Origin of the sequence: Herbaspirillum sp. SJZ099 (assembly GCF_007828355.1) — a bacterium.
Taxonomy (GTDB): domain Bacteria; phylum Pseudomonadota; class Gammaproteobacteria; order Burkholderiales; family Burkholderiaceae_D; genus Herbaspirillum.
Map to the genome: position 1 here is coordinate 321,920 of NZ_VIUO01000001.1, position 26,468 is coordinate 348,387.

Below are 26,468 nucleotides of genomic sequence, written 5' to 3' on the forward strand. Positions count from 1 at the left end.
GGAGAAGGGGAGAGACCCCGGGCTGTAGGGGACCGGTAAAAATCAGTGCGCCGACGAGGTATCGGCCACGCGGGTCGGCCTGGGCGCCAGCCAGACCGCCATGGCGGCCAGCGAGAACGAGATCGCGGCCATCATGAAGATGTGGTTGGTGGCCAGCATGATGGCCTGGTTCTGCACCGTCTGCGCCAGCGAGGCGGTCGCCTGTTCGGCCGACATGCCGGAGGCGGCCATCGTATTGACGGCATCGCCCATCCGGTCCACCAGGCCGGACAGCTCGGCGTGGAAGTAAGTGGCGTCGTTCTCCCAGCTGGTATTGACGATGGAGGTGGCGATGGCGCCGGCCATTGTGCGGCAGAAGCTCATCAGGCCGGCCGCCGAGGCGGTTTCCTCCGGGTTGACCGAGGACAGCGCCAGGCCGGTCAGCGGCACGAAGAACAGCGGCAGCCCGATGCCTTGCAGGAACAGCGGCCAGCCGATCTGGAACATCGACATGTCGGTGGTGTTGAAGGCCCGCACGAAGGTCATCAGCCCCAGCCATACCACGCCGATGCAGACCAGCTTGCGGGCGTCCACGGTGGTCGACATCTTGGCCACCAGGGGCGCGGTCATCACCGCCAGGATGCCGGTCAGCGCCGAGACGCAGCCCGACCAGGTCGCCGTGTAGCCCATGTAGCCCTGCAGCCACAGGGGCGTGAGCACCACCGAGCCGAAGAAGGCGCCGAAGGCCAGGCAGATGGTGGTCACGCTGGCGGTGAAGCCGCGGTGGCGGAATACCCGCAGGTCGACGATGGGGTTCCTTTCGGTCAATTCCCAGATCAGGAAGGCGATGAAGAACACCACCGCCACCACCGCCAGCAGCACGATCTCGGTGGAGGCGAACCAGTCCTTTTCCTTGCCTTCGTCCAGCATCAGCTGCAACGCGGCGACCCACACCACCATCAGGACCAGGCCGATGCGGTCGATCGGCAGCTTGGCGGTGGTGGTTTCATAGCGCTTGAGCATGCGCCAGCCGATATAGCCGCATACCAGCGCCACCGGCACGTTGATCCAGAAGATGTAGGGCCAGCTGTACTGGTCGCACAGCACGCCGCCCAGGATCGGGCCGGCGATCGGCGCCACCAGCGTGGTCATGGCCCACAGCCCGATGGCGGCGGGCGCCTTTTCCTTGGGGAAGATGCGCAGCAGCAGGGTTTGCGAAAGCGGCATCAGCGGGCCGCCGGCCAGGCCTTGCAGCACGCGGAAGGCGATCAGCATGCCCAGCGAATTGGCCATCCCGCACAGCGCCGAGAACAGGCCGAACATCACCATCGACAGGATGAATACGCGCACCGTGCCGAAGCGGTTGGCCAGCCAGCCGGTCAAGGGCACCGTGATGGCCTCGGCCACCGCGTACGAGGTGATGACGTAGGTGCCCTGGCTGGTGGAGGCGCCTAGCGCGCCGGAAATGGTGGAGACCGAGACGTTGGCGATGGTGGTGTCGAGCACCGCGATGAAATTGGCCGCCGCCAGCAGGATGCCGGCGCCGACCAGCCTGCCGCCGGTCAGCGGCGCTTCGAACAGGCCCGGCACTGGCGTCGGCCTGGGCGCAGGCAGCGACGCCGCATCTGCGCTAACAGTGGATGACATGGAAAACCTCTTCTTGTCTTGTCACGCGCCGCTTACAGCGCGGCGGCCCGGCCGTTCGCGTTCTGCGCGGTCTTGGGGGCGGCATCGCCGGCCTGGATCTGGCCGCGGGTGTCGATCTCGACCACCATCGACAGGCCTACCGACAGCGGACGCTGCGCCAGCTCCTTGGGATCGATCGAGATGCGCACCGGCAGGCGCTGCACCACCTTGATCCAGTTGCCGGTGGCGTTCTGCGCCGGGATCACCGCGAAGGCCGAACCGGTGCCGCCGGACAGGCCGGTCACCACGCCGTGGTATTCGACCGAGCCGCCGTAGATGTCCGCCTTCATGGTGACCGGCTGGCCGATCTTGACCTTGGTCAACTGGCCTTCCTTGAAGTTGGCGTCCACGTGCATCTGCTGCAGCGGCACCACCGACAGCAGGTTGGCGCCGGTCTGCACGCGCTGGCCGACCTGCACCTGGCGGCGCGCCACTACCCCGTCCACCGGGGCGCGCAATACGGTGCGCTCCAGGTCCAGCCGGGCCTGGTCGCGCTTGGCGCGCGCCAGCAGCACTTCGGGGTTGTTGTCGACGGTGGTGTCGGCGGTCAGCACGGTGCTGGCCTGTTGCGCGCCGAGGGTCGCCCGGGTGTTGGCGCGCGACTGCACTTCACTGGCTTCGGCCGCCTTCAGGCTGGCCTGGGCGTTCAACAGCGCGGTGCGCGCGTTGGAGAGTTCCTCGCCGGACACCGAACCCGACTTGGCCAGCGCTTCGCGGCGTTGCAGGTCGATTTCGGCGCGCTTCATGTCGGCCTGCGCCGACAGCAGTTGGGCGGCGGCGCGCTTTTGTTCGGCTTCGCGCGCCAGCACCTGCGCGGCCAGGCCGGCATCGTTGGCGAAGAAGCCCTTGACGCGGCGTTCGGTGCGGTCCAGATCCGCTTCGGCCTGGGCCAGCGCCAGCCTGGCGTCGGCGTCGTCGATGGCGACCAGCACATCGCCCTTCTTGACGGTTTGCGTGTCGACCACCTTGACGTCGGCCACGATGCCGTTGATGGCCGGCGTGAGCACCGAGATCTCGGTGGCGGTGTAGGCGTTGTCGGTCTCGACGTAGCGCGAGCCGATCAGGTACCAGTAGGCGCCGTAACCGATGCCGGCGATGGCAATCACGCCGCCGAAGATGGAAAAGAGTTTCTTGCGCTTTTGCGCTGCCGCGGCTGTGGCGGCAGCATCGGCGCGTTGCTTGGCGGCGTCATCGGCCGCCATGGTTTGGGTTGCCTGGGAGTCGCTGTGGGACATGATGATTAACCTTTCGCTTGCGTGTCTGTCGTGTGGGATGTGCCGCTGTCGCCGCTGTAGCCGCCGCCCAGCGCGCGCACCAGCGCAACGTCGAGGCTGAACATGCGCGAGCGCAGGTTGGAGAGTTCGCGCAGGTTGGTGATCAGCGTGTCCTGTGCGTTGAGCACATCCAGGTAATTGGCCAGGCCGCCGTTGTAGCGGTTGCTGACGATGCGGTAGGCCTGTTCGGCGGCATCGGCGGCGAGCTGGACTTTTTCGAGCCGTCCGGCCAGCGCTTTTTCGCTGACGGTGGCATCGGCCACGTCTTGCAGCGCTTGTGTGACGGCCTGGTCGTAATTGGCCACGGCTTCGTCATAGCTGGCGCTGGTCGAGCGGAACTGGCCGCGCAGGCGGCCGCCGTTGAAGATCGGCAGCGAGATGGCCGGGCCGATGCTGCCGATGTCGGAGCCGCGGCTGGTCAGCATGTCGATGCCCAGCGACTGGAAGCCGAAGTAGGCCTTCAGGTTGACGTTGGGGTAGAAGGCGGCGCGCGCCACCTTGATCTGCTTGCCGGCGGCTTCGGCGCGCAGGCGCGCGGCCACGATGTCGGGACGGCGGCCCAGCAGGTTGAGGGGGATCTGGTCCGGCAATTGGAACGGCTTGCTCAGGTCCACCTTCGGGCGCACCAGCAGCAGGCCGCGGTCGGGGCCGGCGCCGGCCAGCGCGGCCAGCTTGTTGCGCTGGAGCGCGATCGATTCGTCGGTGGCCCTGAGGTCGGCTTCGGCCATGGCGCGGCGCGCTTCCATCTGCTTGACCGAGCCCAGCGTTTCCAGGCCGTTGGCGTAGCGCTGGTTGAACAGGTCGAGCGATTCGACGCGCACCTTCAGGGCCGCTTCGTTGGTGTCGCGCTGGGCATAGAGGTGCTCCAGCTCGGCATAGGCCGAGGCGATCGAGGTGCCCAGCGTGATGCGGGCCTGGGCGGCGTCGGCGCGGGCCGCTTCCAGCTCGGAGGTGGCGGCCGCCAGCGCGGCGCGGTTCTTGCCCCAGAAGTCGATCTCGTAGCTGAAGTCCAGCGTGGCTTTGGTTTCGTTGTTGTAGTCCTTGGGCACGAAGGCGGGCGGGACGCCATTGTTGTAGGACTGCTTCATGTGATCCAGCGAGGCGTTGGCGCTGATGTCCGGATACAGGGCCGCGCCTTGTTGCTGCGCCGAGCCTTCGGCCTTGAGCAGGCGCGCCTTGGCTACCGCCATCGAGGGAGCGCCTTGCAGTGCCTCGCCGATCAGCGCATCCAACTGGTCGTCGCCATAGGCGCGCCACCATTGGTCGGCCGGCCACGCCGCCTGCGGCGTGGCGCTGGCCAGCATCTGGCCGCTTTGGTAACTGTCGATGGCCTTGGGTTCGGCGCGCGGGCCAAGGTCGGTGAAGGAAGCGCAACCGGCCAGCGTCAGCGCCAGCAGGGCGGCGGCCGAAGCCAGCGCGGTGCGGCGCAGGCGGCGTCCGGCCGGCGCGGCGACAGCAAAGCCTGGCGTCGCCGCGCCAAGGGCGGGGGTGTCTGAAGTGTTCATGGATGTGGATGACAACGATGTTTTTAAACTGTACAGTTCAGTATAGTATTTGAATTTCAGATGCGTCAAGAGGAATTGCGAAAAATTGCTCGCATCTATGATGTTTTTGCTACGCCCGGTTTTTGTCGTTGAATTCGGCGTCTTTGTCGTCCATCTGCGCCTATAATTCCGGCTTGGCACGAAAAGTGTAAAGAATTGAAAGCTTGCCAGAAGGTGGGCAAGCCGGCGGCAACTACGCAACCCAGGAAAAGGCATGCGCAAGAAAAGTGAAGAACGCCGCCAGGCGATGATCGATGTCGCCGCGCAAGTGTTCAACGAGATCGGTTTCGAGGGCGCCTCGATGGCGGAGATCTCGGCCCGCATCGGCGGCTCCAAGGCCACGCTGTACAACTACTTCAGCTCGAAGGAAGAGATCTTCGTCGAGGTGATGCTCAAGCAGGTTGGCTGCCAGTTCGAGCAAGCCTTCAGCGCCTTGAACGACGAGGACGACGTGCGCCAGGGCTTGCTGCGCCTGGCGCGGCACTACCTCGATATCGTGCTCAAGCCGGAGGTGATCGCGGTCAAGCGCCTGGCCATGTATTACGCCGGCAAGTCCGACCTCGGTCCCATGCTCTACGAGCGCGGCCCCAAGCGCGGCTGGACGCGCATTGCGGAATTCCTCAAGCGGAAGATGGACGAAGGCAAGCTGCACCAGGGCGATGCCTGGATCGCGGCCCTGCAGTTTCGCTCGCTGGTGGAGTCCGAATGGATGGATGTGCGCATGCTCAATGTCGTGACCGAGCTGCCGGCCGACCAGTTGCAGGCTTCGGCTGAGCGCGCGGTGGAGGCCTTCGTGTATCTGTACCAGCCGCGCTGAGCGGTCATGCCTTCAAGGCATCACAGAACAAGCCCGGCATCGTCGAGATGCCGGGCTTGCTTTTTGCGGCATCAAACTTAACGCTGGTGCGCCAGCCGGCCCGCCGAGTAGGTCGCGGCGATGGCGCGGTCGTCGCCCAGGATGGCCAGCGCGAACAGTTGCTCTTCCAGGCTGTCGGTGTTGGCGCTGCGGCGCGCCAGCAAAGGCGTGGCACGCGGATCGAGCAGGATGAAATCGGCATCGCAACCGGGCGCGAAGTGGCCGATGGTGCCTTCCAGCTGCAATGCGCGGGCGCCGCCCAGCGTGGCCAGGTAGAACATGCGCTGCGCCGGCAGGTAGGTGCCGCCCATGCGGCCGACCTTGTACAGTTCGTTCATGGTCTGCAGCATCGAGAAGCTGGTGCCGCCGCCCACATCGGTGGCCAGCGACAGCGGCACGCGCGCCTTGTCTGCCTTCACGAAGTCGAACAGGCCGCTGCCCAGGAACAGGTTGGAGGTCGGGCACACCGTGGCGGCCGATTGCGTGGCCGCCATGCGCGCGCGGTCCTGGTCGTCCAGCCAGATGCAGTGCGCATACAGCGCGCGCCGGCGCATCAGGCCGTACTGGTCGTACACGTCCAGATAGCTGCGGGCGTCGGGATACAGCTCCTTTACCCATTTCACTTCATCGGTATTTTCCGCCACATGGGTCTGGATGTAGGCATCCGGATACTGCGCCGCCAGCTCGCCGGCCAGTTTCATCTGCTCGTGCGTCGAGGTCGGAGCGAAGCGCACCGTGATGGCGTAGTGCTGGCGCCCCTTGTTGTGCCAGCGCTTGATCAGCTCTTCGCTCTCGCGCACGCCGGTTTGCGCGGTGTCGCGCAGGAAGTCGGGCGCGTTGCGATCCATCAGGCACTTGCCGGCCACCATGCGCAGGTTGCGCGCGTGGCTGGCTTCGAAGAAAGCGTCCACCGACTGCGGATGCACGGTGCAATACACCGCCGCGCTGGTGGTGCCGTTGCGCAGCAGCTCGGCCAGGAAGAAGTCGGCCACCTCGGCGGCATGCTCGCCGTCCTCGAAGCGGCGCTCGGCCGGGAAGGTGTAATTGTCCAGCCAGGGCAGCAGGCCCGGCGCCGGCGAGCCGATGATGTCGGTTTGCGGATAGTGGATGTGGGTGTCGATGAAGCCGGGGCAGATGATCTTGCCGCGGTGGTCCTGCACCGGTACGCCAGCGGGGACCGATGCGATCAGCCGGGCGTAGTCGCCGGCCGCCTTGACCTTGCCGTCTTCCACCAGCAGCAGGCCGTCGGCATGCCACTGGGTGGCGCGTTCGTCAAAGGCGGGATCGTTGGTGAAGTGCAGCAGGCTGGCGCGGTAGGCTTGCATGGATGTGCTCATGGCGTGTCCTCAATACTGGCCGCCGCGCGCGGGGAAGGAAAGCGCGCCGGCGGCATCGATTCAATGGTCATCATACTGGATGGCGCAGACGCAGCAACGCCTTCCTGATGGGTTAAAGCGGAATCGTAGCGAGGCTCCGGCAGGGGGCCGGCATGGTGCGATCGTCTTGTCCGGAGGGAGCCTCAGGGTGACGGCAGGGTGTTCCTCAGCCTCTGCCGTCCAGCGCGTGTGTGGCCAATGCCGGAGGGAATTTGTTGCGGGCCTGCGTAAAGCGCAGCTCCCACAATTGCATCAACTGGGCCGTCACCGCGATGGCGATGCTGGCCGGTTCCTTGCCGTAGATGCCGGGAATGCCGATGGGGCAGGTCATGCGGTTCAACTGCTCTTGCGTGATGCCGCGCTCGGCCAGGCGGTGTTCGAACTGCTTGCGCTTGGTATGGGAGCCGATCAGGCCGAACCAGCCGATGTCGTCCCTTTTCAGGATGCGTTCGGTCAGTTGCTGGTCGAGGGCGTGGCTGTGGGTCATGACGAGATAATACGCACCCGGCTCGGCCATGTCGACTGCGGCATTGGGCACATCGGTGGCTTCCACCGTGACCTGCGGCGGCAGGCCGGCGGGGAACATGTCTTCGCGTTCATCCACCCACAGTACGCGGCAGGGCAGGTTGGACAGTACCTTGACGATGGCCGTGCCGACATGGCCGGCGCCGAACAGCACCACTTGCGGCTGGTGCGCGCGGCACAGGTCGAGCAGCCAGCGGCGGCCATGGGCATCGCGCGTGACGCAGGTCTGGCGCACGTCGCCAGTCAGCATGGCGTGCAGGCCGTTGTCCGACCCGTTGAGGTCGCAGGCTTCGCCGTCGGTTTCCACCAATTGCAACGGATCGGCATTGTCCAGCGGCAAGGCGCGCCAGATATCGACGCCATTGCGCCAGTGCGCCTCCAACGCCTTCCACACGACCGCGGCGGCCGGCTCGACCCGTTCGAAACTGAGGAACACCACCCCGCCGCAGCACTGGCCCAGGCTCGGGCCGAGCGCGATACGCTCCAGCCGGCGCTGGGCCGGCAACTGGCCGGGGTCGCCTGCCAGCATGGCGCGCGCGATCTGCGCCGCGCGCCATTCCAGGTGGCCGCCGCCGATGGTGTCGTACTGCCGGTCGGCGGTATAGACCATGCGCGCACCGGCCTCGCGCGGCGTCGATCCCTGGATCCCGGCCACTGTCACCAGCACGGCCGGGGTGGCGGCATCCTGCAATTCCCTCAACGCGGCAAGCCATGTCGTCATGAATGCTCCTTTACTGGGTCGCCGCGGCCGCGCGCACCGCATCCACCGCGTCGAGGATGGCCTCGGACGTGGCCGGCGCGCGCAGCGGCGGGTTGACGCGATGGCCGCCCACCGCCGAGACCGCATCGCGGATGGCCAGGAACACCGAGAACGGCAGCAGCAGCGGCGGCTCGCCGGTGGCCTTGGAGCGGTGGATGGTGTCGGACACGTTGCTGTTCTTGAACAGCGCCGTGCGCAGTTGCGCCGGGCAGTCCGAGATCGCCGGGATCTTGTAGGTCGAGGGCGCGTGCGTCATCAGCTTGCCGTCCTTGTTCCACCACAGTTCCTCGGTGGTCAGCCAGCCCATGCCCTGGATGAAGCCGCCTTCCACCTGGCCGATGTCGATGGCCGGGTTCAGGCTTTCGCCGGCGTCGTACAGCAGGTCGGCCTGCAGCAGTTTCCATTCGCCGGTCAGGGTGTCGATCACCACTTCGGCCACTGCCGCGCCATAGGCGTAATAGAAGAACGGGTGGCCGTTCATGGTCTTGGAATCCCAGTGCACGCGCGGGGTCGAGTAGAAACCGTCCGACCACAGTTGCACGCGCTGCAGATAGGCCTGCATCACCAGGTCGGGGAAGGCCAGCGACTGTTCGCCGGCAATCGCCAGGCCGTCGGCGAAGCGCACGTCGGCAACCTCGACATTGAAGCGCTTGGCCGCCACTTGCGCCAGCCGCGCGCGGATCTGCAACGCCGCGTCCTGCGCCGCCTTGCCGTTGAGGTCGCTGCCGGTGGAAGCGGCGGTGGCCGAGGTGTTGGCGATCTTGCTGGTGTCGGTGGCGGTGCAGCGCACGCGCTCCAGCGGCAGGCCCAGCGCATTGGCGACTACCTGCGCCACCTTGGTGTTCAAGCCCTGGCCCATTTCGGTGCCGCCGTGGTTCACCAGCACCGAGCCGTCGGTGTAGACATGCACCAGCGATCCGGCCTGGTTCAGGTGCGGCACGTTGAAGGAGATGCCGAACTTCACCGGCGTCAGCGCCAGGCCCTTCTTCAGCACTTCGTTGCCGGCGTTGAACGCGGCGATGGCCTGGCGCCGCGCCTGGTAGTCGCTGGTGCGCTCCAGTTCGTCAACCAGCGCGTGGATCACATTGTCTTCCACCTTCTGGCCGTAGTGGGTGGTGTTGCGGGCATCGGGGCCATCGGCGTCGCTCTTGCCGTAGAAGTTGGCGCGGCGCACTTCCAGTGCATCCTTGCCGAGATTGCGGGCGATCTCGTCGATGATGTATTCGATCGCGATGGCGCCCTGCGGGCCGCCGAAGCCGCGGAAGGCGGTGTTGGACTGGGTGTTGGTCTTGCCGCACATGGCGTGGATCTCCACGTCCGACAGGTAGTAGGCATTGTCGAAGTGGCACACCGCGCGGGTCGCCACCGGGCCGGACAGGTCGGCCGAGAAGCCGGCGCGCGAGACCATGTCGACCCTGGCCGCGACGATGCGGCCGTTGTCGTCATAGCCGATCTCGTAGTCGTAGGCGAAGCAGTGGCGCTTGCCGGTGACGATCATGTCGTCGTCGCGGTCGGCGCGCAGCTTGACCGGACGGCGCAGGCGCACCGCCGCCACCGCGGCCGCGCAGGCCCACAGCGCCGACTGCGATTCCTTGCCGCCGAAGCCGCCGCCCATGCGCCGGCATTCCACCAGCACGTCATGCGAGGCCACATGCAGCACGTGCGCGATGTGGTGTTGCATCTCGCTGGGGTGCTGGGTCGAGCAATACACATGCATGCCGCGGCCTTCCTTGGGGATAGCGTAGGAAATCTGCCCTTCGAGATAAAACTGCTCCTGGCCGCCGACGTCGAACTGGCCCTTGAGCTTGTGCGGCGCCTGGGCCAGGGCTGCGGCCGGCGCGCCGCGCGTCAGGTGCATCGGCGGCAGCACGTAGGACTGCGCCGCATGCGCCGCGCGCGGGGTCAGGATGGGTTCCAGTTCCTCATAGTCGATCACCGCGCAGCGTGCGCCGCGGCGTGCGTTGTCATGGCTGTCGGCCACCACGATGAAGATCGGCTGGCCCACGTACTGCACCAGGCCGTCGGCCAGCACCGGGTCGTCCTTGATGATGGCGCCGCACTGGTTCTCGCCGGGGATGTCGGCCGCGGTCAACACCGCCACCACGCCGGGCGAGGCCTTGACCTTGGACAGGTCGATGTCGCGGATCTTCGCGTGGGCCTTTTGCGACAGGCCCAGCGCCGCATGCAGCGTGCCTTGCAGCTCGACGATGTCGTCGGTATAGGTGGCTTCGCCGGTCACGTGCAGCTGCGCCGACTCGTGCGGATGCGGCTTGCCGACCTCGGCCCAGCCCTTGGGCGGCAGCGCCAGCCTGGACATGAATTCTTCAGTTTGCTTGTTCATCGTTCTCTCCAGCTCATTCTGTCTGTCACGCTCACGCCGCCGCGACGGCGAAGGCGCGTACCGCGTCGGCCGCCAGCGGCGCCTCGGCGCGGGTCTCCAGCCAGTAGCGGTACAGCAGGTTTTGCGCGGTGCGCAGGCGGTAGGCCGAGGTGGCGCGCATGTCCGACAGCGGCGCGTAGTCCTGCGCCATGGCCGCCATGGCGGCGCGCACCTGTTCTTCGCTCCAGTCCTTCCCGTTCAGGACGGCTTCGGCTTGCGTCGCGCGCTTGGGCGTGGCGGCCATCCCGCCGTAGCACATGCGCGCTTCCTTCACCCGCCCGCCGTCCAGCGTGAAGGCGAAGGCGGCGCACACGGCCGAGATATCCTGGTCGAAACGCTTGGACAGCTTGTAGACGCGGAACTGCACCCCGGCGCGCGGCAGCGGCACGCGCACCGCCTGCACGATTTCGTTGGGCTGCAGCGCCGACTTCTGGTAAGCGATATAGAAGTCTTCCAGCGGCATCGTGCGCCGGCCATCCACACTGAACAGGACGATCTGCGCACCGAGCGCGATCAGCCACGGCATCGAGTCGCCGATGGGCGAGCCGTTGGCGACATTGCCGCCCAGGGTGCCGGCATTGCGCACCGGCATCGAGGCGAAGCGCTGCCACATCTCGGAGAGTTCTTGCGGGTAATGCTTGTTGAGTTCGCCGTAGGCCTGCTCCAGCGAAATGCCGGCGCCGATTTCCAGGAAGCCGTCCCGCTCTTGCATCCGGCGCAGTTCTTCCACCTGGCCGATGTAGATGATGTCGCCCAAATCGCGCATGTGCTTGGTGACCCACAGGCCGACGTCGGTCGAGCCGGCCAGGATGCGCGCCTGGGGGAGGTCGCTGCGCAATTGCGCCAGTTGCGCCAGCGTGCGCGGCGCATGGAAAGTCTGGCCGTTGTGGGTGACCGCCAGCGGTTCTTCGCGCTGGATGCCGCGCAAGGCCTGCGCCACCTGTTCGCGGTCGAACTCTACCGACGGCAACTGGCCCATGCGGCGCGCGGCGTCGATGATGGGGCGATAGCCGGTGCAGCGGCACAGGTTGCCCGACAGCGCATCGTCGATCTCGCGTTTGCTCGGCGCGATGCCGTCCTGGTCATGCTTGAGGTACAGGCCCCACAGCGACATCACGAAGCCAGGCGTGCAGAAGCCGCATTGCGAACCGTGGCATTCCACCATGGCTTGCTGCACCGGATGCAGGCAGCCGTCGGATTGCTTGAGGTCTTCCACGGTGAACAGCGCGCGGCCGTCCAGCGTCGGTAAAAACTGGATGCAGGAATTGACGGTCTTCAATTCCAGCCTGCCGTCGTGCAGCTCGCCGAGCACCACCGTGCAGGCGCCGCAGTCGCCCTCGGCGCAGCCTTCCTTGGTGCCGGTGCAATGCAGGTCCTCGCGCAGGTGCTGCAACACGGTGCGGGTATTGGGCAGGCCCTGGGCCTGGCGGATCTCTCCACGGTAATAGAACTGGACAGGGCGCTGGACAGGGCGTTGGATGGGGCGAATCGGTTCTGACATGTGTTGGCTCTATGTAATTGTCTACAAAACAGTTGCTGCTTTGCGGCGCGCTCCAGGGCGGATCGTGGGGCGCACTCTTATTGTTCGAGCGAGCGGGAAGCGCTTGTTCCGCGCATGGGCGGATCTTTTTCTGCTTCCTGCACTGCCGTTTCTTGCGTTGACATGCATTCAAGAAACGTGCCGGGGTTCTCAAAGGATGGAACTGATTGTCCATCTCGTTCTGTCGGGAACGATTGTCCAATTCCATCGTTTGACAATCCCGGGATGCACTGCCTTGCGCGGCGCATCCCGTTACTGCCGTTGGTTACTGCCTTTGCTTGCCGCTGCCTTATTCGCCGAGGTAGATCAGCTTGAACAGGAAGATCGCGGCAATGATCCAGATTACCACCGACACGTCCTTCACGCGCCCGGTCAGCAGCTTCAGGCCGGCATAGCTGATGAAGCCCAGCGCCAGGCCGTTGGCGATCGAGTAGGTGAAGGGCATGACCAGCGCGGTGATCACGGCCGGCACGCATTCGGTGGTGTCGTCCCAATCGATGTGCACCAGTTCGCGCACCATCAGGCAAGCCACGAAGAACAGCGCCGGTGCAGTCGCATAAGCCGGCACCACGCCCGCCAGCGGCGCGATGAACAGGCACAGCAGGAACAGCACGGCAATCGCCACGGCGGTCAGGCCGGTGCGGCCGCCTGCCTGCACCCCGGCCGCACTTTCAATATAGGCAGTGGTGCTGGAGGTGCCAAGCAGGGAGCCGGCGACGATGGCGGTGCTGTCCGCCATCAACGCCTTGTTGAGGCGATCCATCTTGCCTTCCTTCATCAGCCCGGCGCGCTGGGCCACGCCCATCAACGTGCCGGTGGCGTCGAACAGCTCGACCAGGAAGAACACCAGCACCACGTTGAGCAAGCCGATCGACAGCGCACCCTTCACATCCAGCTGCAGGAAAGTCGGCGCCAGCGACGGCGGCGGCGCGAACACGCCGCTGAAGTGGTTGCCGCCGAACAAGAAGCTCAGCACCGTCACCAGCAGGATGCCGATCAGCAGCGCGCCGCGCACTTTCATCTTGTCCAGCGCCACGATCACCAGGAAGCCGATGATGGCCATCACCGCCGCCGGCTGGTGCAGGTCGCCCATGGTGACGAAAGTGGCCGGGTTGGCAGCGATGATGCCGGCGCTCTTGAGCGAGATGATCGCCAAAAACAGCCCGATGCCGGCCGGAATGGCCGTCCTCAGCGACTTGGGGATGCTCTTGATGATCAGTTCGCGGACGCGCAGCAGGCTGACCACCAGGAACAGGCAACCCGAGATCAGCACCGCGCCCAGCGCAGCTTGCCAGGGGAAGCCCATGCCCTTGACCACCGCGTAGGCGAAGTAGGCGTTGAGGCCCATGCCGGGCGCCAGGCCGATGGGGTAGTTGGCGTACAGGCCCATGATCAGGGTGCCGATGGCGGCGGCCAGGCAGGTGGCGACGAACACCGAATCCTTGGGCATGCCGGCATCGCCCAGGATGGAAGGGTTGACGAAGATGATGTAGGCCATCGTCAGGAAGGTGGTCAGGCCTGCCAGCAGTTCGGTGCGGACGGTGGTGCCGTTCTCGCTGAGTTTGAAGTAGTTGTCTAGCGCGTTCATTATTGGTTGTCTCCGTTTGGTCCTTTTTTATACGCCGGAAAACTTGCCTGCTTCACTTGCTGGCAAAAAATGGGCGTTGCTGTATGCGTATTGGTTGCAGCGTACGTAATGTCGTTGAATTTCATGGTGAGGACGTAAGTCGCGGGAAATAGCCACTATAAACATATGGTTATATGTATATGAGGCGCTTAAAAAAGGTTGGTGGCAAGAGGGCTGGCGCGGCGCATTGCGGATGCACGGGTATGGAATCCCGTTGATGCCGATATCGTTCATGGCTTCGCCGCCGCCCGGTTCCAATAATCCGGCTGCGCATAAATCTCCTTCAGGTAATCGATGAAAAACCGCGTCTTGGCCGGCAGGTGCCGCTGCTGCGGATACACCGCCATGATGTCGTAGTGGGGCAGGGCATAGTCGTCCAGCACCGTCACCAGTTCTCCCGAGGCCAGTTGCGCCTGGATTTCCCAGGTCGAGCGCCAGGCCAGGCCCAGGCCTTCGCCGGCCCAGCGGTGCAGCAGTTCGCCGTCGTTGCAATCGAGGTTGCCCTGCACCTTGACGATCACCGGCTTGCCATTTTGCTGGAAATACCAGCCGCGCTGCTGGCCGCCCTGCAGGTTGAAGGCCAGGCAATTGTGGCCGGACAGGTCATCCAGCGTCTTGGGCATGCCGTTCCTGTGCAGGTATTCGGGCGAGGCGCACACCACGCGGCGGTTGCTGGCCAGGCGCACGGCCACGAAGCTGGGCTCGATCGCGCCGCCGATGCGGATGCCCAGGTCGTAGCCTTCACGCACCAGGTCGACCACGCGGTCGGTCAGGTTGAACGAGATCTGCACCTCCGGGTGCGCCGCCAGGAAAGCCGGGGCATGCGGCGCCACGTGCAGGCGGCCGTAGGCGGCGGGGGTGGAAACCACCAGGTGGCCGGTGGCCTTGTGGCGGCCTTCGGCGATGCTTTTCTCGGCCGTCTCCATCTGCTCCAGCAGCTTGCGGCAATGGTCGAGGAACACGCTGCCTTGCTCGGTCAGCGTCAGGTGGCGCGTGGTCCGGTGCATCAGCTTGGTGCCCAGGCGTTTTTCCAGGGCGTCGATGCGCCGTCCCATCATCACCGGCGTCACTTTCTCTTCCAGCGCGGCCGCCGCCAGGCTGCCTTTATCGACCACCAAGACAAAAGCTTCAATCTGTTTGAGTTTGTCCATTCTCCGATCCAATTCAATACTTTTTCTATATTTCCATACTTTTGATAAGTAATAAACAGATTTTTATTGTTCTTATCAATCGAAATTGTAGCGATTAGGATGGGCTCCAGAATGAATCGGAAAACGGTATGCCCGCCAAGGGCGGCCATCACCTTATCGCAATCAGCAATCCTGGAGAACAACATGGCAAAGATGAGAGCAGTCGACGCGGCGGTTTATGTGCTGGAAAAGGAAGGCTGCCTGCAAGCCTTCGGCGTGCCGGGCGCGGCGATCAACCCGTTTTACTCGGCGCTGAAGCGCCATGGCGGCATCAAGCACGTGCTGGCGCGCCACGTCGAGGGTGCTTCGCACATGGCGGAAGGCTACACCCGCGCCAAGGCCGGCAACATCGGCCTGTGCATCGGCACCTCGGGCCCGGCCGGCACCGACATGATCACCGGCCTGTACTCGGCCCAGGCCGACTCCATCCCCATCCTGTGCATTACCGGCCAGGCGCCGCGCGCCCGTTTGTACAAGGAAGACTTCCAGGCGGTCGATATCGAATCCATCGCCAAGCCGGTCACCAAGTGGGCCGTCACCGTGCGCGAGCCGGCGCTGGTGCCGCGCGTGTTCCAGCAGGCCTTCCACCTGATGCGTTCGGGCCGCCCCGGCCCGGTGCTGATCGACCTGCCGTTCGACGTGCAGATGGCCGAGATCGAGTTCGACCCCGATACCTACGAGCCGCTACCGGTCTATCGCCCCGCGGCCACCCGCGCCCAGATCGAAAAGGCGCTGGCCATGCTCAACGAATCGGAGCGCCCGCTGCTGACCATCGGCGGCGGCGTGGTCAATGCCGATGCGGCCGCGCTGGCGGTGGAGTTCGCCGAACTGACCGGCGTGCCGGTCATCCCCACGCTGATGGCCTGGGGCGCGATCCCCGACGACCACCCGCAGATGGCCGGCATGGTCGGCCTGCAGACCAGCCACCGCTACGGCAACGCCACCATGCTGGCGTCGGATTTCGTGCTGGGCATCGGCAACCGCTGGGCCAACCGCCACACCGGTTCCATCGACGTCTTCACCAAGGGCCGCAAGTTCGTCCATGTCGATATCGAACCGACCCAGATCGGCCGCGTGTTCGGCCCCGACTACGGCATCGTCAGCGACGCCGGCGCCGCCTTGAAGCTGTTCGTCGACGTGGCGAAGGAAATGAAGGCCGCCGGCAAGCTGCCCGACCGCTCGGCCTGGCTGGACGAATGCCAGCAGCGCAAGAAGAGCATGCTGCGCCGGACCAACTTCAATGAAACGCCGGTCAAGCCGCAGCGCGTGTATGAAGAGATGAACCGCGCCTTCGGCCGCGAGACCTGCTACGTGGCCACCATCGGTCTGTCGCAGATCGCCGCCGCGCAGTTCCTGCATGTCTACAAGGATCGCCACTGGATCAACTGCGGCCAGGCCGGCCCGCTGGGCTGGACCATCCCCGCCGCGCTGGGCGTGGTCGCCGCCGATCCCAAGCGCAAGGTGGTGGCAATCTCGGGCGACTACGACTTCCAGTTCATGATCGAAGAACTGGCCGTGGGCGCGCAGTTCAACCTGCCTTACCTGCACGTGCTGGTGAACAACTCCTATCTCGGCCTGATCCGCCAGGCGCAGCGCGGCTTCGACATGGATTATTGCGTGCAGCTGGCGTTCGAGAACGTCAACGCGCCGGAACTCAACGGCTACGGCGTGGACCACGTGGCCGTGGTCGAAGGCCTGGGCTGCAAGGCGATTCGCGTGACCGATCCCAACGGCATCCAGGACGCCTTCGCGCAAGCCAGGCGCCTGATGGAAGAGTTCCGCGTGCCGGTGGTGGTGGAAATCATCCTGGAGCGCGTCACCAACATCGCCATGGGCACCGAGATCGACGCCATCAATGAATTCGAGGAACTGGCCACCAAGCCGGAACACGCGCCGACTGCCATCAGCATGCTCGACTGAGCGGCTGAATTGAGTCGCTGCATTGCACCGATCCGAAGAGGAGACAAAAGTCGCCGGCAAGAGCGACGCCACCTTTTGGCCGGAAGGATATGTATCCGTTCGGACTGAGTAGCGCCGAAGGTGCGTATCGAAGGCGCGGATGACGGCGATGCTTCGATACGCCGCTGTGCGGCTACTCAGCCCGAACGGGGAAATAGAAAAACGATAGGAGCACCCATGACCAAACTTGCTGCCAACCTCACCATGCTGTTCACCGAACAGCCTTTCCTCGACCGCTTCCAGGCGGCCGCCGACGCCGGTTTCAAGGCCGTCGAATTCCTGTTCCCCTACGCCTTCGATCCCGAGCAGATCGCCGACCGCCTGCGCGCGGCCAAGCTGCAACTGGTGCTGCACAACCTGCCGGCCGGCAACTGGGACGGCGGCGAGCGCGGCATCGCCTGCCATCCGGATCGCGTGGCCGAATTCCGCGCCGGCGTGGACGACGCCATCCGCTACGGCCGCGCGTTGGGCGTGCAGCAATTGAACTGCCTGGTCGGCATCCTGCCGCCTGGCGTCTCGCGCGAAGCCGCGCGCGAAGTCCTGGTCGGCAACCTGAAGTACGCCGCCGGCAAGCTGAAGGAGCATGGCATCCGCCTCTTGATCGAGCCGATCAACAGCTTCGACATCCCGGGCTTCTTCCTCAACACTACCAAACAGGCGCTGGAACTGATCCTGTCCACCGGTTCGGACAACCTGTTCGTGCAGTACGACATCTACCACATGCAGCGCATGGAAGGCGAACTGGCCAACACCATCAAGGCCAACCTTTCGCTGATCGCCCACGTGCAACTGGCCGACAATCCCGGCCGCTTCGAACCCGGCACCGGCGAGATCAATTACCGCTACCTGTTCCGCTTCCTCGACGAGATCGGCTACCAAGGCTGGATCGGCTGCGAGTACAAGCCCAAGGCCGGAACGAAAGAGGGACTGGGCTGGATCAAGGAACACGACCTTTAAGCTTTATCGACATAACATCAATCATCAAGGAGAAACAGCATGGCAAAAGTCGGATTCATTGGCCTGGGCATCATGGGTGCACCCATGGCGGAAAACCTGCAAAAGGGCGGCCACAAGCTCTACCTGCACGACCAGAAAAACCCGCCGGCGGCATTGCTGGAAGGCGGCGCCACCGTCTGCACCTCGGGCGCCGAAGTCGCCAAGCGCGCCGACATCGTCATCGTCATGGTGCCGGACACCCCGCACGTGGAAGCCGTGCTGTTCGGCGACAAGGGCGTGGCCGAAGGCCTGTCGGCCGGCAAGATCGTGGTCGACATGAGCTCGATCTCGCCGATCGCCACCAAGGGCTTCGCGCAAAAGGTCAACGCGCTGGGCTGCCAGTACCTGGACGCCCCGGTCTCGGGCGGCGAAGTCGGCGCCAAGGCCGCTTCGCTGACCATCATGGTGGGAGGTTCGGAGTCCGCCTTCAACGATGTGAAGCCGCTGTTCGAACTGATGGGCAAGAACATCACCCTGGTTGGCGGCAACGGCGACGGCCAGACCACCAAGGTCGCCAACCAGATCATCGTGGCGCTCAACATCCAGGCCGTGGCCGAAGCGCTGCTGTTCGCCTCCAAGGCTGGCGCCGATCCGGCGCGCGTGCGCCAGGCGCTGATGGGCGGCTTCGCTTCCTCGCGCATCCTGGAAGTGCACGGCGAGCGCATGGTCAAGCGCACCTTCAATCCCGGCTTTCGCATCGAGTTGCACCAGAAGGACCTGAACCTGGCCTTGCAAGGCGCCAAGCAACTCAGCATCAGCCTGCCCAACACCGCGGCCGCGCAGGAACTGATGAACGCCTGCGCCGCCAACGGCATGAGCGGCCTGGACCATTCGGCGCTGTGCCGCGCGGTGGAGATCCTGTCCAACCACGAGATCGCCAAGGCCTGAAGCGATTGATTTGTACTAACCGGGCGATGCCGAAGGCGAGCCGGTAACGCTTTCTCCCTGTGCCAGCCCTCCGAAGGAGGGCTGGCACTTAGGGCCGCTTTTCTTTGCTTACTTTCTTTGGCCCGCCAAAGAAAGTGAGCGGCTGCCGGGCCGCTCCCGGCGCTCCGCTTCGTCCGGAGAAAGATAGGCATTAAGTCAGTACATCGATAAGTAGCAAGACCAGACTACTCAAATAATCCCACCACTGGAGCCCCCCACCATGCGCCGCCAACGCCAGGCTAAAATCGTCGCCACCCTCGGCCCCGCCAGCGCTTCCCGCGAAATGATCCAGGCGCTGTTCGAAGCCGGCGCCGACGTCTTCCGTTTCAACTTCAGCCACGGCACCCACGCCGACCACCAGGCGCGCTACCAGATCGTGCGCGAAGTCGAACACGAGGTCGGGCGCCCGATCGCGGTGCTGGCCGACCTGCAAGGCCCCAAGCTGCGCATCGGCCAGTTCGCCGAGGGCAAGGTGACATTGCAGCAAGGGCAGGCGTTCACGCTCGACCGCGATGCGCAACCCGGCGATGCCAGCCGCGTCTGCCTGCCGCATCCTGAATTGTTCGAAGCCATCGCCGCCGGCCAGTCGTTGCTGCTGGATGATGGCAAGCTGCGCCTGCAGGTGGAATACAGCGACGGCGCGACTATCCGCACCCGCGTGGTCAACGGCGGTGCGCTGTCCGACCGCAAGGGCGTCAACGTCCCCGATGCCGTGCTGCCGATCCCGGCGCTCACCGAGAAGGACCGGCGCGACCTGGCATTCGCGCTGGACATGGGCGCCGACTGGATCGCGCTGTCCTTCGTGCAGCGTCCGGAAGATGTGGAAGAAGCGCGCAACCTGATCGGCGGCCGCGCCGCGGTGCTGTCGAAACTGGAAAAGCCCGCCGCGCTGGACCGCCTGGACGAGATCGTGCGCGCCTCGGACGCCATCATGGTGGCGCGCGGCGACCTCGGCGTGGAACTGCCGCCCGAGCGCGTGCCGGGCACCCAGAAGCGCATCCTGCGCGTGTGCCGCCAGCACGGCAAGCCGATCGTGATCGCCACCCAGATGCTGGAATCGATGATCACCGCCCCGGTGCCCACCCGCGCCGAAGTCTCGGACGTGGCCAGCGCCATCTATGACGGCTCCGACGCCGTGATGCTGTCGGCCGAGTCGGCCAACGGCGCCTACCCGCTGCAGGCGGTCTCGATGATGGATCGCGTGATCGCCGAAGTGGAGCGCGACCCGCTGTACCGCAACATGCTCGACGCCCAGCACGAGACGCCGCAGCCTAACCGCTCGGACGCCATCTGCTCGGCCCTGCGCGACGTGGCCGGCATCGTCGGCGCCACTGCCACCGTGACCTACACCAGCTCCGGCCACACCAGCCTGCGCGCGGCCCGCGAACGGCCGATGGCGCCGATTCTCAGCATTACCCCGCAACTGGCGACGGCGCGCCGCCTGGCGCTGGTATGGGGCGTGCATTCCACCATCAGCGACCAGATCCACAACGAAAGCGACATGGTCAGTGCCGCCTGCCAGACAGCATTGAAGGAAGGCTTCGCCAGGAAGGGCGACCAGATCGCGATCACCGCCGGTATGCCGTTCGGGCAGCCGGGGAGCACCAATCTGTTGCGGTTGGCGGAGGTGTGGGGGTGAGGTATTGAAGAAAGCCTGGCTCCAACGACAAAGGTGCTCAAGGTGTAATGCCGTTCAGTTAAACGCTGAACGGCATTTGCGTTTGTGCAGTCCAGACTCCGTTCGCCCTGAGTAGCTGCGCAGCAGCGTATCGAAGGGCAGGCAAGACCGCTAACGGTGACACGCTGGCTTCGATACGGCCCTGGCGGGCCTACTCAGCCCGAACGGGGTCTGTGATGAGTGTGATTAAGGGTTCGCCTTAACTGAACGGCATGACGCCCTCGGGCGCCTTTGTCGTTTTTGGTGCGGGAAATCCGATCCGTTCAGAACTGTTCCCAGTCGCCGTCCACCACCTTGGCGGAAGCCACCGCAGGCGCATCGGACGATTTGTTCGCGGCGGCTGCCGGCTTCCGGGGCAGTGCCTTCATCTTTACTGCTGGCGCCGCTTGTTTGACGTTCGTCGCCGGCCTGGCGGCAGTGGCCGGCATCGCGCCTTGTTCCAGCTTGAACACGCTGACCGCCTCCATCAACTGCGCCGCCTGTTCCTGCATCGCCTGCGCGGCGGCGGCAGCTTCTTCCACCAGCGCCGCGTTCTGCTGTGTCGATTCATCCATCAGCGTGATGGCGCGGTTGATCTCTTCGATGCCGGTGCTTTGCTCCTGGCTGGCGGCGCTGATCTCGGCGACGATGTCGGTCACGCGCCTGACGCTGGAGACTACCTCGGTCATGGTGGAGCCGGCTTGCGCCACCAGCTTGCTGCCGGTGTCGACCTTGGTCACCGAATCCTCGATCAGGGCCTTGATTTCCTTGGCGGCGGTGGCGCTGCGCTGGGCCAGGGAGCGCACTTCTGAGGCCACCACCGCAAAGCCGCGGCCTTGCTCGCCGGCGCGGGCGGCTTCGACGGCGGCGTTCAGGGCCAGGATGTTGGTCTGGAAGGCAATGCCGTCGATGACGCCGATGATGTCCACGATCTTCTTCGAGGATTCGTTGATCGAGGCCATGGTGTCGACCACCTGGCTGACCACGGCGCCGCCTTCGACCGCCACGCCCGAGGCGGAGCTCGCCAACTGCTTGGCCTGGCGCGCGTTGTCGGCATTTTGCTTGACGGTGGAGGTCAGTTCTTCCATGGCCGAGGCGGTCTCTTCCAGCGAACCGGCTTGCTGCTCGGTGCGCGAGGACAAGTCCATGTTGCCGCTGGCGATTTCACCGGAGGCATGGTTGATGGTATCGGTGCCGCTGCGCACGCGGCTGACGATGGCGCCGAGGTTTTCGTTCATCAGTTTCAGGGCCGCCATCAGTTCGCCGGTTTCATCCTTTGACTTCACTTCGACGCGCGTGCTGAGGTCGCCGTCGGCCACGCGCCGGGCAACATTGACCGCGTTGAGCAGCGGACGCGTGATGCTGCGCGACACCAGCAGCGCTACCACCGCGGCCAGCAGCAAGGCCGCCACGGCGAGGCTGTTGATGATGGTGCGGGCGCTGGAGGAATCGTGTCCGGCGGCTTCGCCTGCCGCGTCCATCAGCCCGCCCTGGTAGTCGAACATGGCGTCGAGCGCGATGAAGTACTTGACCTGCACCGGCATGAATTGCTGGGGCAGGAAGGCCTTGGCTTCGTCGACCTGGCCGGCCTGGGCCAGCGCCATCAGTTTGTCGCGCGCCGGGAGGTAGGCGTCGCGCGCGGCGATGGCGGCTTCGATGTAGTGCTTGTCCTCGTCGGTGCGGGCGACCGCGCGCATTTTCATCAGGCCTTCGTTCATCTTCTTGTCCGCCGCCGCCGCATCGGCCGCCAGCGCCTTGATGCGCTCGGCGTCGGCGCTCAGCAGGATGTCGCGGATGTCGAGCGCGATCTTGTTGACCTGGATCTGGATGGTGTTGGCCATCACGGTCTTGGGATAGCGGTCCTTGACGATCAGGTTGATGCCGTCCGTCAGCCGGGCGAGCTGGGCATTGCCGAGGACGGCAATGGCGATCAGGAGCGCAATCACGACGCCGAAGCCGATGGCGAGGCGGGTGCCGATTTTCATGTTGGCAATGTTCATGGTGGACCTTTGGCGCGAGCGTTGTTCGGGAAAAAAGTGATGTAACGAAGAAACATCGTTTCCCGCAGGCATCCATGCGCACGCGCGCAACCGGCGTCAGGCCGGATGCACTGGTGAAGCTGTTGTGAGCGTTGAGCGATGCAGCGAACGATTCCCCGTCACCCTGATTGCAAGTCTTGTGCCAAAAAATCAGGCGAATTTTTTATTGTTCTGCGGCGGCAAGCTGGCAAGCCGGTCGGCTGCCCTTGCTCTTGTAGTGTTGCGGCGCCGTCGGAACAGCCCCGGATGAAGGCTGTTCCGATCCGCTATGCGACGCCTGGGGCATCTGTGACGATGCCCGGTTGGCGGAAGGACTGATTGGGGCGCGATCCTCAGCGCGCCGCTTCGGCCAGTTCCAGCGACAGCGCGTTGTGGCGCTCCATCACCGTGCCGAGGTCGATGGTGGCGAGCTGTCCTTCGCGCACCACCACGCGGCCGTTGATGATGCTCCAGGCGGCATTGGCCGGGGTACAGAACACCAGTGCCGCTACCGGATCGTGCAGGCCGCCGGCGAAGCCGATCTGGCGCGTGTCGAACAGCACCACGTCGGCCGACATGCCGGGCTTCAATGCGCCGATGTCGTCGCGGTTCAAGACCTTGGCGCCGCCCAGCGTGGCGATTTCCAGCGCCTGGCGCGCGGTCATGGCGTCCGGGCCGAAGCCGACACGCTGCAGCAGCATGGCCTGGCGCACTTCGCCCATCATGTGGGCGCAGTCGTTGGAGGCGCTGCCGTCCACGCCCAGGCCGACCGACACGCCGGCATCGACCATCTTGCGGATGGGGGCGATGCCGGAGGCCAGCCGCATGTTGGAGCAGGGGCAGTGCGCCACGCCGGTGCCGGTGCGGGCGAACAGGTCGATGCCGTGGTCGTCCAGCTGCACGCAGTGGGCGTGCCAGACGTCGTGGCCGACCCAGCCGCAGTCTTCGGCGTATTCGGCCGGGGTCATGTTGAATTTCTCGCGGCTATAGGCGATGTCGTTGACGTTTTCGGCCAGGTGGGTATGCAGCGAGACCTGGTAGTGGCGCGCCAGGTTGGCCGCTTCGCGCATCAGGTCGCGCGAGACCGAGAACGGCGAACAGGGCGCCACCACGATGCGCTGCATGGCGTGGCGGCTTGCATCGTGGTAGGTCTCGATCAGGCGGCGCGTGTCTTTCAGGATGGCTTCCTCGTCTTCCACCACGCGGTCCGGCGGCAAGCCGCCCTTGGACTGGCCCACGCTCATGGCGCCGCGCGCGCCGTGGAAGCGCATGCCGATTTCGGCGGCGGCTTCCAGGCTGTCATCCAGGCGGGTCTGGTTGGGGTAGATGTAGAGGTGGTCGCTGCTGGTGGTGCAGCCGGAGAGGATCAGTTCGGCCATCGCGGTCAGCGTGGAGACCTTGATCATCTCGGGCGTGAGGCCGGCCCAGATCGGATAGAGGTTGGTCAGCCAGTTGAACAGTTCGCCGTTTTGCGCGGCGGGGATCACGCGCGTGAGGCTCTGGTACATGTGGTGGTGGGTGTTGACCAGGCCGGGGATGGCGACGTGGTGTCTTGCGTCGATGATTTCGTCGGCTTGTTGCGGCAGCTCGGCGCTGGGGCCGACTTGTTCGATGACGTTGTTGCGGATGAAGATGGCGCCGTCTTTGATTTCTTCCCTGGCGTCGTTCATGGTGACGACGACTTTGGCGTTCTTGATCAGCAGGGTTTGGTCTTTTGCTTGTTGCATGGGAGGGACTCCTTTTTTGTTCCTTATGGGTTGGTGTTGGTGCTTTGTCGGCGCAGGTGACAGTGGAGTCCCTTTTTTGTCCCTATTAACGCTGCGTCGGAGGGTTTTTTTTCTGTTTCTGTTGCTGTTGTTGGGTAGTCTGGTCTTGCTGCTGGTCGATGTACTGGCTTAATGCTTTTCTTTCTTCGATCGGAGGGGAGTGCCGGGGGCGGCCCGGCAGCCGCTCACTTTCTTTGGCCCGCCAAAGAAAGTAAGCAAAGAAAGGCGGCCCCTAAGTGCCAGCCCCTTCGGGGTTCCCGCCGGAGCGCGGAGAAAAATGGGCAAGGCAGAGTCGCTACGCTCCGACTGCCTTGCTGATCCATTTTTCTCCGCGCTCCGGCGGCTGGCCCACAAGGGGAATGCGTAGCCGGCTCGCCTTCGGCCTCGCTTTGCTTGCTGCTCGCCTGCGGCTTCGGTGTTTTTGATCGCTATCGCTTCTACGCGTCGTCCTGACTTTCGTCAGGACGCAGTGTCGTTAATGATTCACCTACTCCGTTCGGGCTGAGTAGCCGCGTAGCGGCGTATCGAAGCCTTCTCCTGCATTCAAGCCTTCGCCTTGAAACTACGCAGGAAATCCAACAGGATCTGCCCGGACACTTCCGCATCGTCCGCCGTCATGGTTTCCAGCGGGTTGTGGCTGATGCCGCCGTTGCCGCAGCGGGTAAACAGCATGCAGACATCGGTCATCCTGGCGATTGCCATGGCGTCGTGCCCGGCGCCGGAGGCCAGTTCGAACGGCGGGATGCCGGCGCGTTCGGTGGCGGCGGCGAGTTGTTGCATCAGCCACGGCGCGCAGGGGGCGGCGGGGGCGGAGACGGTTTCTTCGATCTTGGCGTCGACGCTGCGGCGTTCGCAGATTTCGTTGATCTTGGCCAGGATGTCGGCGACCGCGGCCAGGCGCACGTCGTCGCGGGCGGCGCGGATGTCGAGCGAGAGCTGGCAGGCGCCGGGGATGACGTTGGTCGAGCCGCGCGGCACTTGCAACTGGCCGACCGTGCCGACCAGCGAGGCGTGCTGGTCTTGCGAGCAGCGCTGTTCCACGTAGAGGATGATCTCGGCGGCGGCGGCGCCGGCGTCCTTGCGCATGTTCATCGGGGTGGTGCCGGCGTGACTGGCCACGCCCTTGAGGTCGACCAGGTAGCGCGAGCTGCCGGCGATGGAGGTGACGATGCCGACCGGCAGGTCGCGGTTGAGCAGCACCGGGCCTTGTTCGATGTGGACTTCCACGTAGCCCAGGATGTCGGACGGGTCGCGCGCGATCTTGGGGATGGCGGCGACGTCGTGGCCGGCCTGGGTGATGGCGTCGCGCATGGTGATGCCGTCGCGGTCCTGCAGGTCCAGCAGGTTCAGGTCGAACTGGCCGGTGACGGCGTTGCTGCCGAGGAAGGTGCTCTTGAAGCGCACGCCTTCTTCTTCCGAGAAGCCGATCACTTCGAAGTGGAAGGGCAGGGTCTCGCCGCGTTCGTTCATGTGCTTGACGGCGGCGATGGCCAGCAGGATGCCTTCGCGGCCGTCGTACTTGCCGCCGTTGCGCACGGTGTCGTAGTGCGAGCCGGTCAGCAGGGTCTTGGCCTGCGGGTCGGTGGAGAGGTAGCGGCCGACCACGTTGCCGACCGCGTCGATGTGTACGTGCATGCCGGCTTCGCGCATCCAGTGCGCGATCTGGTCGGCGGTGCGGCGGTGGGTGTCGGTCAGGTAGGTGCAGGTCAGCGCCCCTTCGTCTTCCGACATGGCGCCGATTTCCTCGGCCCATTGCATTACGGTGGCGCCCAGCGCCGGCTTGTGGCCGGTCAGGTCGTTGAGGCGCATCTCGGCGATGCGGCCGATCTGGCGCAGCGCCTCGCGCAGTTCGTCTTCCGGCTGGTTGCGCAGGCGGCGGGTGAAGGTGGCGATGATCTGCTGGCGCGTCAGGCCGGCGCCGGTCGGGCCCTTGACCGCCAGGATGAAGGGGAAGCCGAACCTGGCGTTGTAGTCGGCGTTGAGCTTTTGCAGCGTGGCGAATTCTTCCGGCGAACACATGTTGAGGCCGGCCCTGGCTTGTTCGCCGGTCGATTCGGCGGTCAGTTCGCCGGCGATGGCGGCTTTGCCGGCCAGTTCCGGGTGGGCGCGGATCAGGCCCAGTTGCTCGGCGCGGCTGGCGTCGGCGACCACCTTCTGCAGCGCCAGCTTCAGGGCGGTGAGGTTGCGGAACGGGCGCTGCGCGGCCGCGCGCTCGGGGATCCAGGGCGAATGCTCGTAGATGCCGTGCAGGGCGGCGATGAAGGCGGAGGCTTCGGCGTTGTTGAGTTGTTCCAGTGTGGTCGTCATGTGTTTGCCGGGCGGATTGGCCCCGGTCTCTTCGGTTGTTCGGTGTTGCGGTCGCCGGTATCTGTTTTTTGCGATTGTCGGCCGCGATTGTTGCGCCTGTA

General features: G+C 65.0%; 17 protein-coding genes. 5 read left to right on the plus strand and 12 right to left on the minus strand.

Annotated features, from left to right (window positions below; genetic code table 11):
* Window positions 1-42 precede the first annotated feature (42 nt).
* The 3 genes from FB597_RS01385 to FB597_RS01395 are packed head-to-tail and all read right to left on the minus strand — an operon-like array spanning window position 43 to window position 4,444.
* On the minus strand, window positions 43-1,626 hold the full coding sequence (locus FB597_RS01385; RefSeq protein ID WP_186442720.1) for a DHA2 family efflux MFS transporter permease subunit: 1,584 nt from the start codon (window positions 1,624-1,626) through the stop codon (window positions 43-45).
* 32 nt (window positions 1,627-1,658) lie between these two features.
* A complete protein-coding gene (locus FB597_RS01390; RefSeq protein ID WP_144767704.1) occupies window positions 1,659-2,900 on the minus strand; it encodes an HlyD family secretion protein in 1,242 nt (413 codons plus the stop codon).
* A 5-nt stretch (window positions 2,901-2,905) separates the two neighbouring features.
* A complete protein-coding gene (locus tag FB597_RS01395) occupies window positions 2,906-4,444 on the minus strand; it encodes an efflux transporter outer membrane subunit (protein ID WP_144767708.1) in 1,539 nt (512 codons plus the stop codon).
* A gap of 253 nt (window positions 4,445-4,697) precedes the next feature.
* On the opposite strand from FB597_RS01395, the gene FB597_RS01400 reads away from it, so the two are divergent.
* Window positions 4,698-5,300, plus strand: coding sequence for a TetR/AcrR family transcriptional regulator (locus FB597_RS01400; RefSeq protein WP_141913031.1), 603 nt, complete (start codon window positions 4,698-4,700; stop codon window positions 5,298-5,300).
* 77 nt (window positions 5,301-5,377) lie between these two features.
* Here FB597_RS01400 and guaD read toward each other — a convergent pair whose 3' ends face one another.
* From guaD to FB597_RS01430, 6 genes are all read right to left on the minus strand, one after another.
* On the minus strand, window positions 5,378-6,676 hold the full coding sequence (guaD, locus tag FB597_RS01405) for a guanine deaminase (protein WP_144767711.1): 1,299 nt from the start codon (window positions 6,674-6,676) through the stop codon (window positions 5,378-5,380).
* Between the two features lie 205 nt (window positions 6,677-6,881).
* On the minus strand, window positions 6,882-7,961 hold the full coding sequence (gene xdhC / locus FB597_RS01410) for a xanthine dehydrogenase accessory protein XdhC (protein WP_144767714.1): 1,080 nt from the start codon (window positions 7,959-7,961) through the stop codon (window positions 6,882-6,884).
* Between the two features lie 10 nt (window positions 7,962-7,971).
* Entirely contained in the window at window positions 7,972-10,341 is a 2,370-nt protein-coding gene (xdhB, locus tag FB597_RS01415) for a xanthine dehydrogenase molybdopterin binding subunit (RefSeq protein WP_144767717.1), read from the minus strand.
* Window positions 10,342-10,372: 31 nt separating this feature from the next.
* Complete coding sequence (gene xdhA / locus FB597_RS01420) at window positions 10,373-11,881, minus strand: xanthine dehydrogenase small subunit (RefSeq protein WP_144767720.1); 1,509 nt, start codon at window positions 11,879-11,881, stop codon at window positions 10,373-10,375.
* A gap of 328 nt (window positions 11,882-12,209) precedes the next feature.
* On the minus strand, window positions 12,210-13,508 hold the full coding sequence (locus FB597_RS01425; RefSeq protein ID WP_141913042.1) for an NCS2 family permease: 1,299 nt from the start codon (window positions 13,506-13,508) through the stop codon (window positions 12,210-12,212).
* 269 nt (window positions 13,509-13,777) lie between these two features.
* A complete protein-coding gene (locus tag FB597_RS01430; RefSeq protein ID WP_141913044.1) occupies window positions 13,778-14,698 on the minus strand; it encodes a LysR family transcriptional regulator in 921 nt (306 codons plus the stop codon).
* A gap of 183 nt (window positions 14,699-14,881) precedes the next feature.
* Between FB597_RS01430 and gcl the strand changes: the two genes are divergently transcribed.
* The 4 genes from gcl (at window position 14,882) to pyk (ending at window position 20,258) form a co-directional block, all read left to right on the plus strand.
* Window positions 14,882-16,657, plus strand: a complete 1,776-nt coding sequence (gene gcl, locus FB597_RS01435) for a glyoxylate carboligase (protein ID WP_144767722.1) — start codon at window positions 14,882-14,884, stop codon at window positions 16,655-16,657.
* A gap of 216 nt (window positions 16,658-16,873) precedes the next feature.
* The gene (hyi, locus tag FB597_RS01440) at window positions 16,874-17,653 is read left to right on the plus strand and encodes a hydroxypyruvate isomerase (protein WP_144767725.1); all 780 of its coding nucleotides are present in this window, start codon (window positions 16,874-16,876) and stop codon (window positions 17,651-17,653) included.
* A 39-nt stretch (window positions 17,654-17,692) separates the two neighbouring features.
* Window positions 17,693-18,580 (plus strand): 2-hydroxy-3-oxopropionate reductase, encoded by an 888-nt coding sequence (gene glxR, locus FB597_RS01445; protein ID WP_144767728.1) that lies wholly within the window; start codon window positions 17,693-17,695, stop codon window positions 18,578-18,580.
* A 259-nt stretch (window positions 18,581-18,839) separates the two neighbouring features.
* Window positions 18,840-20,258 carry a pyruvate kinase gene (gene pyk / locus FB597_RS01450; RefSeq protein WP_144767730.1) on the plus strand — a complete coding sequence of 473 codons (1,419 nt, stop codon included), beginning with the start codon at window positions 18,840-18,842 and terminating at the stop codon, window positions 20,256-20,258.
* 302 nt (window positions 20,259-20,560) lie between these two features.
* Here the strand turns inward: pyk and FB597_RS01455 are convergent, their stop codons facing one another.
* From FB597_RS01455 to FB597_RS01465, 3 genes are all read right to left on the minus strand, one after another.
* Complete coding sequence (locus FB597_RS01455; RefSeq protein ID WP_144767733.1) at window positions 20,561-22,276, minus strand: methyl-accepting chemotaxis protein; 1,716 nt, start codon at window positions 22,274-22,276, stop codon at window positions 20,561-20,563.
* Window positions 22,277-22,647: 371 nt separating this feature from the next.
* Entirely contained in the window at window positions 22,648-24,021 is a 1,374-nt protein-coding gene (locus tag FB597_RS01460; RefSeq protein ID WP_141913059.1) for an 8-oxoguanine deaminase, read from the minus strand.
* A gap of 582 nt (window positions 24,022-24,603) precedes the next feature.
* Window positions 24,604-26,367 (minus strand): allantoate amidohydrolase, encoded by a 1,764-nt coding sequence (locus FB597_RS01465; RefSeq protein WP_144767735.1) that lies wholly within the window; start codon window positions 26,365-26,367, stop codon window positions 24,604-24,606.
* Window positions 26,368-26,468: the final 101 nt, after the last annotated feature.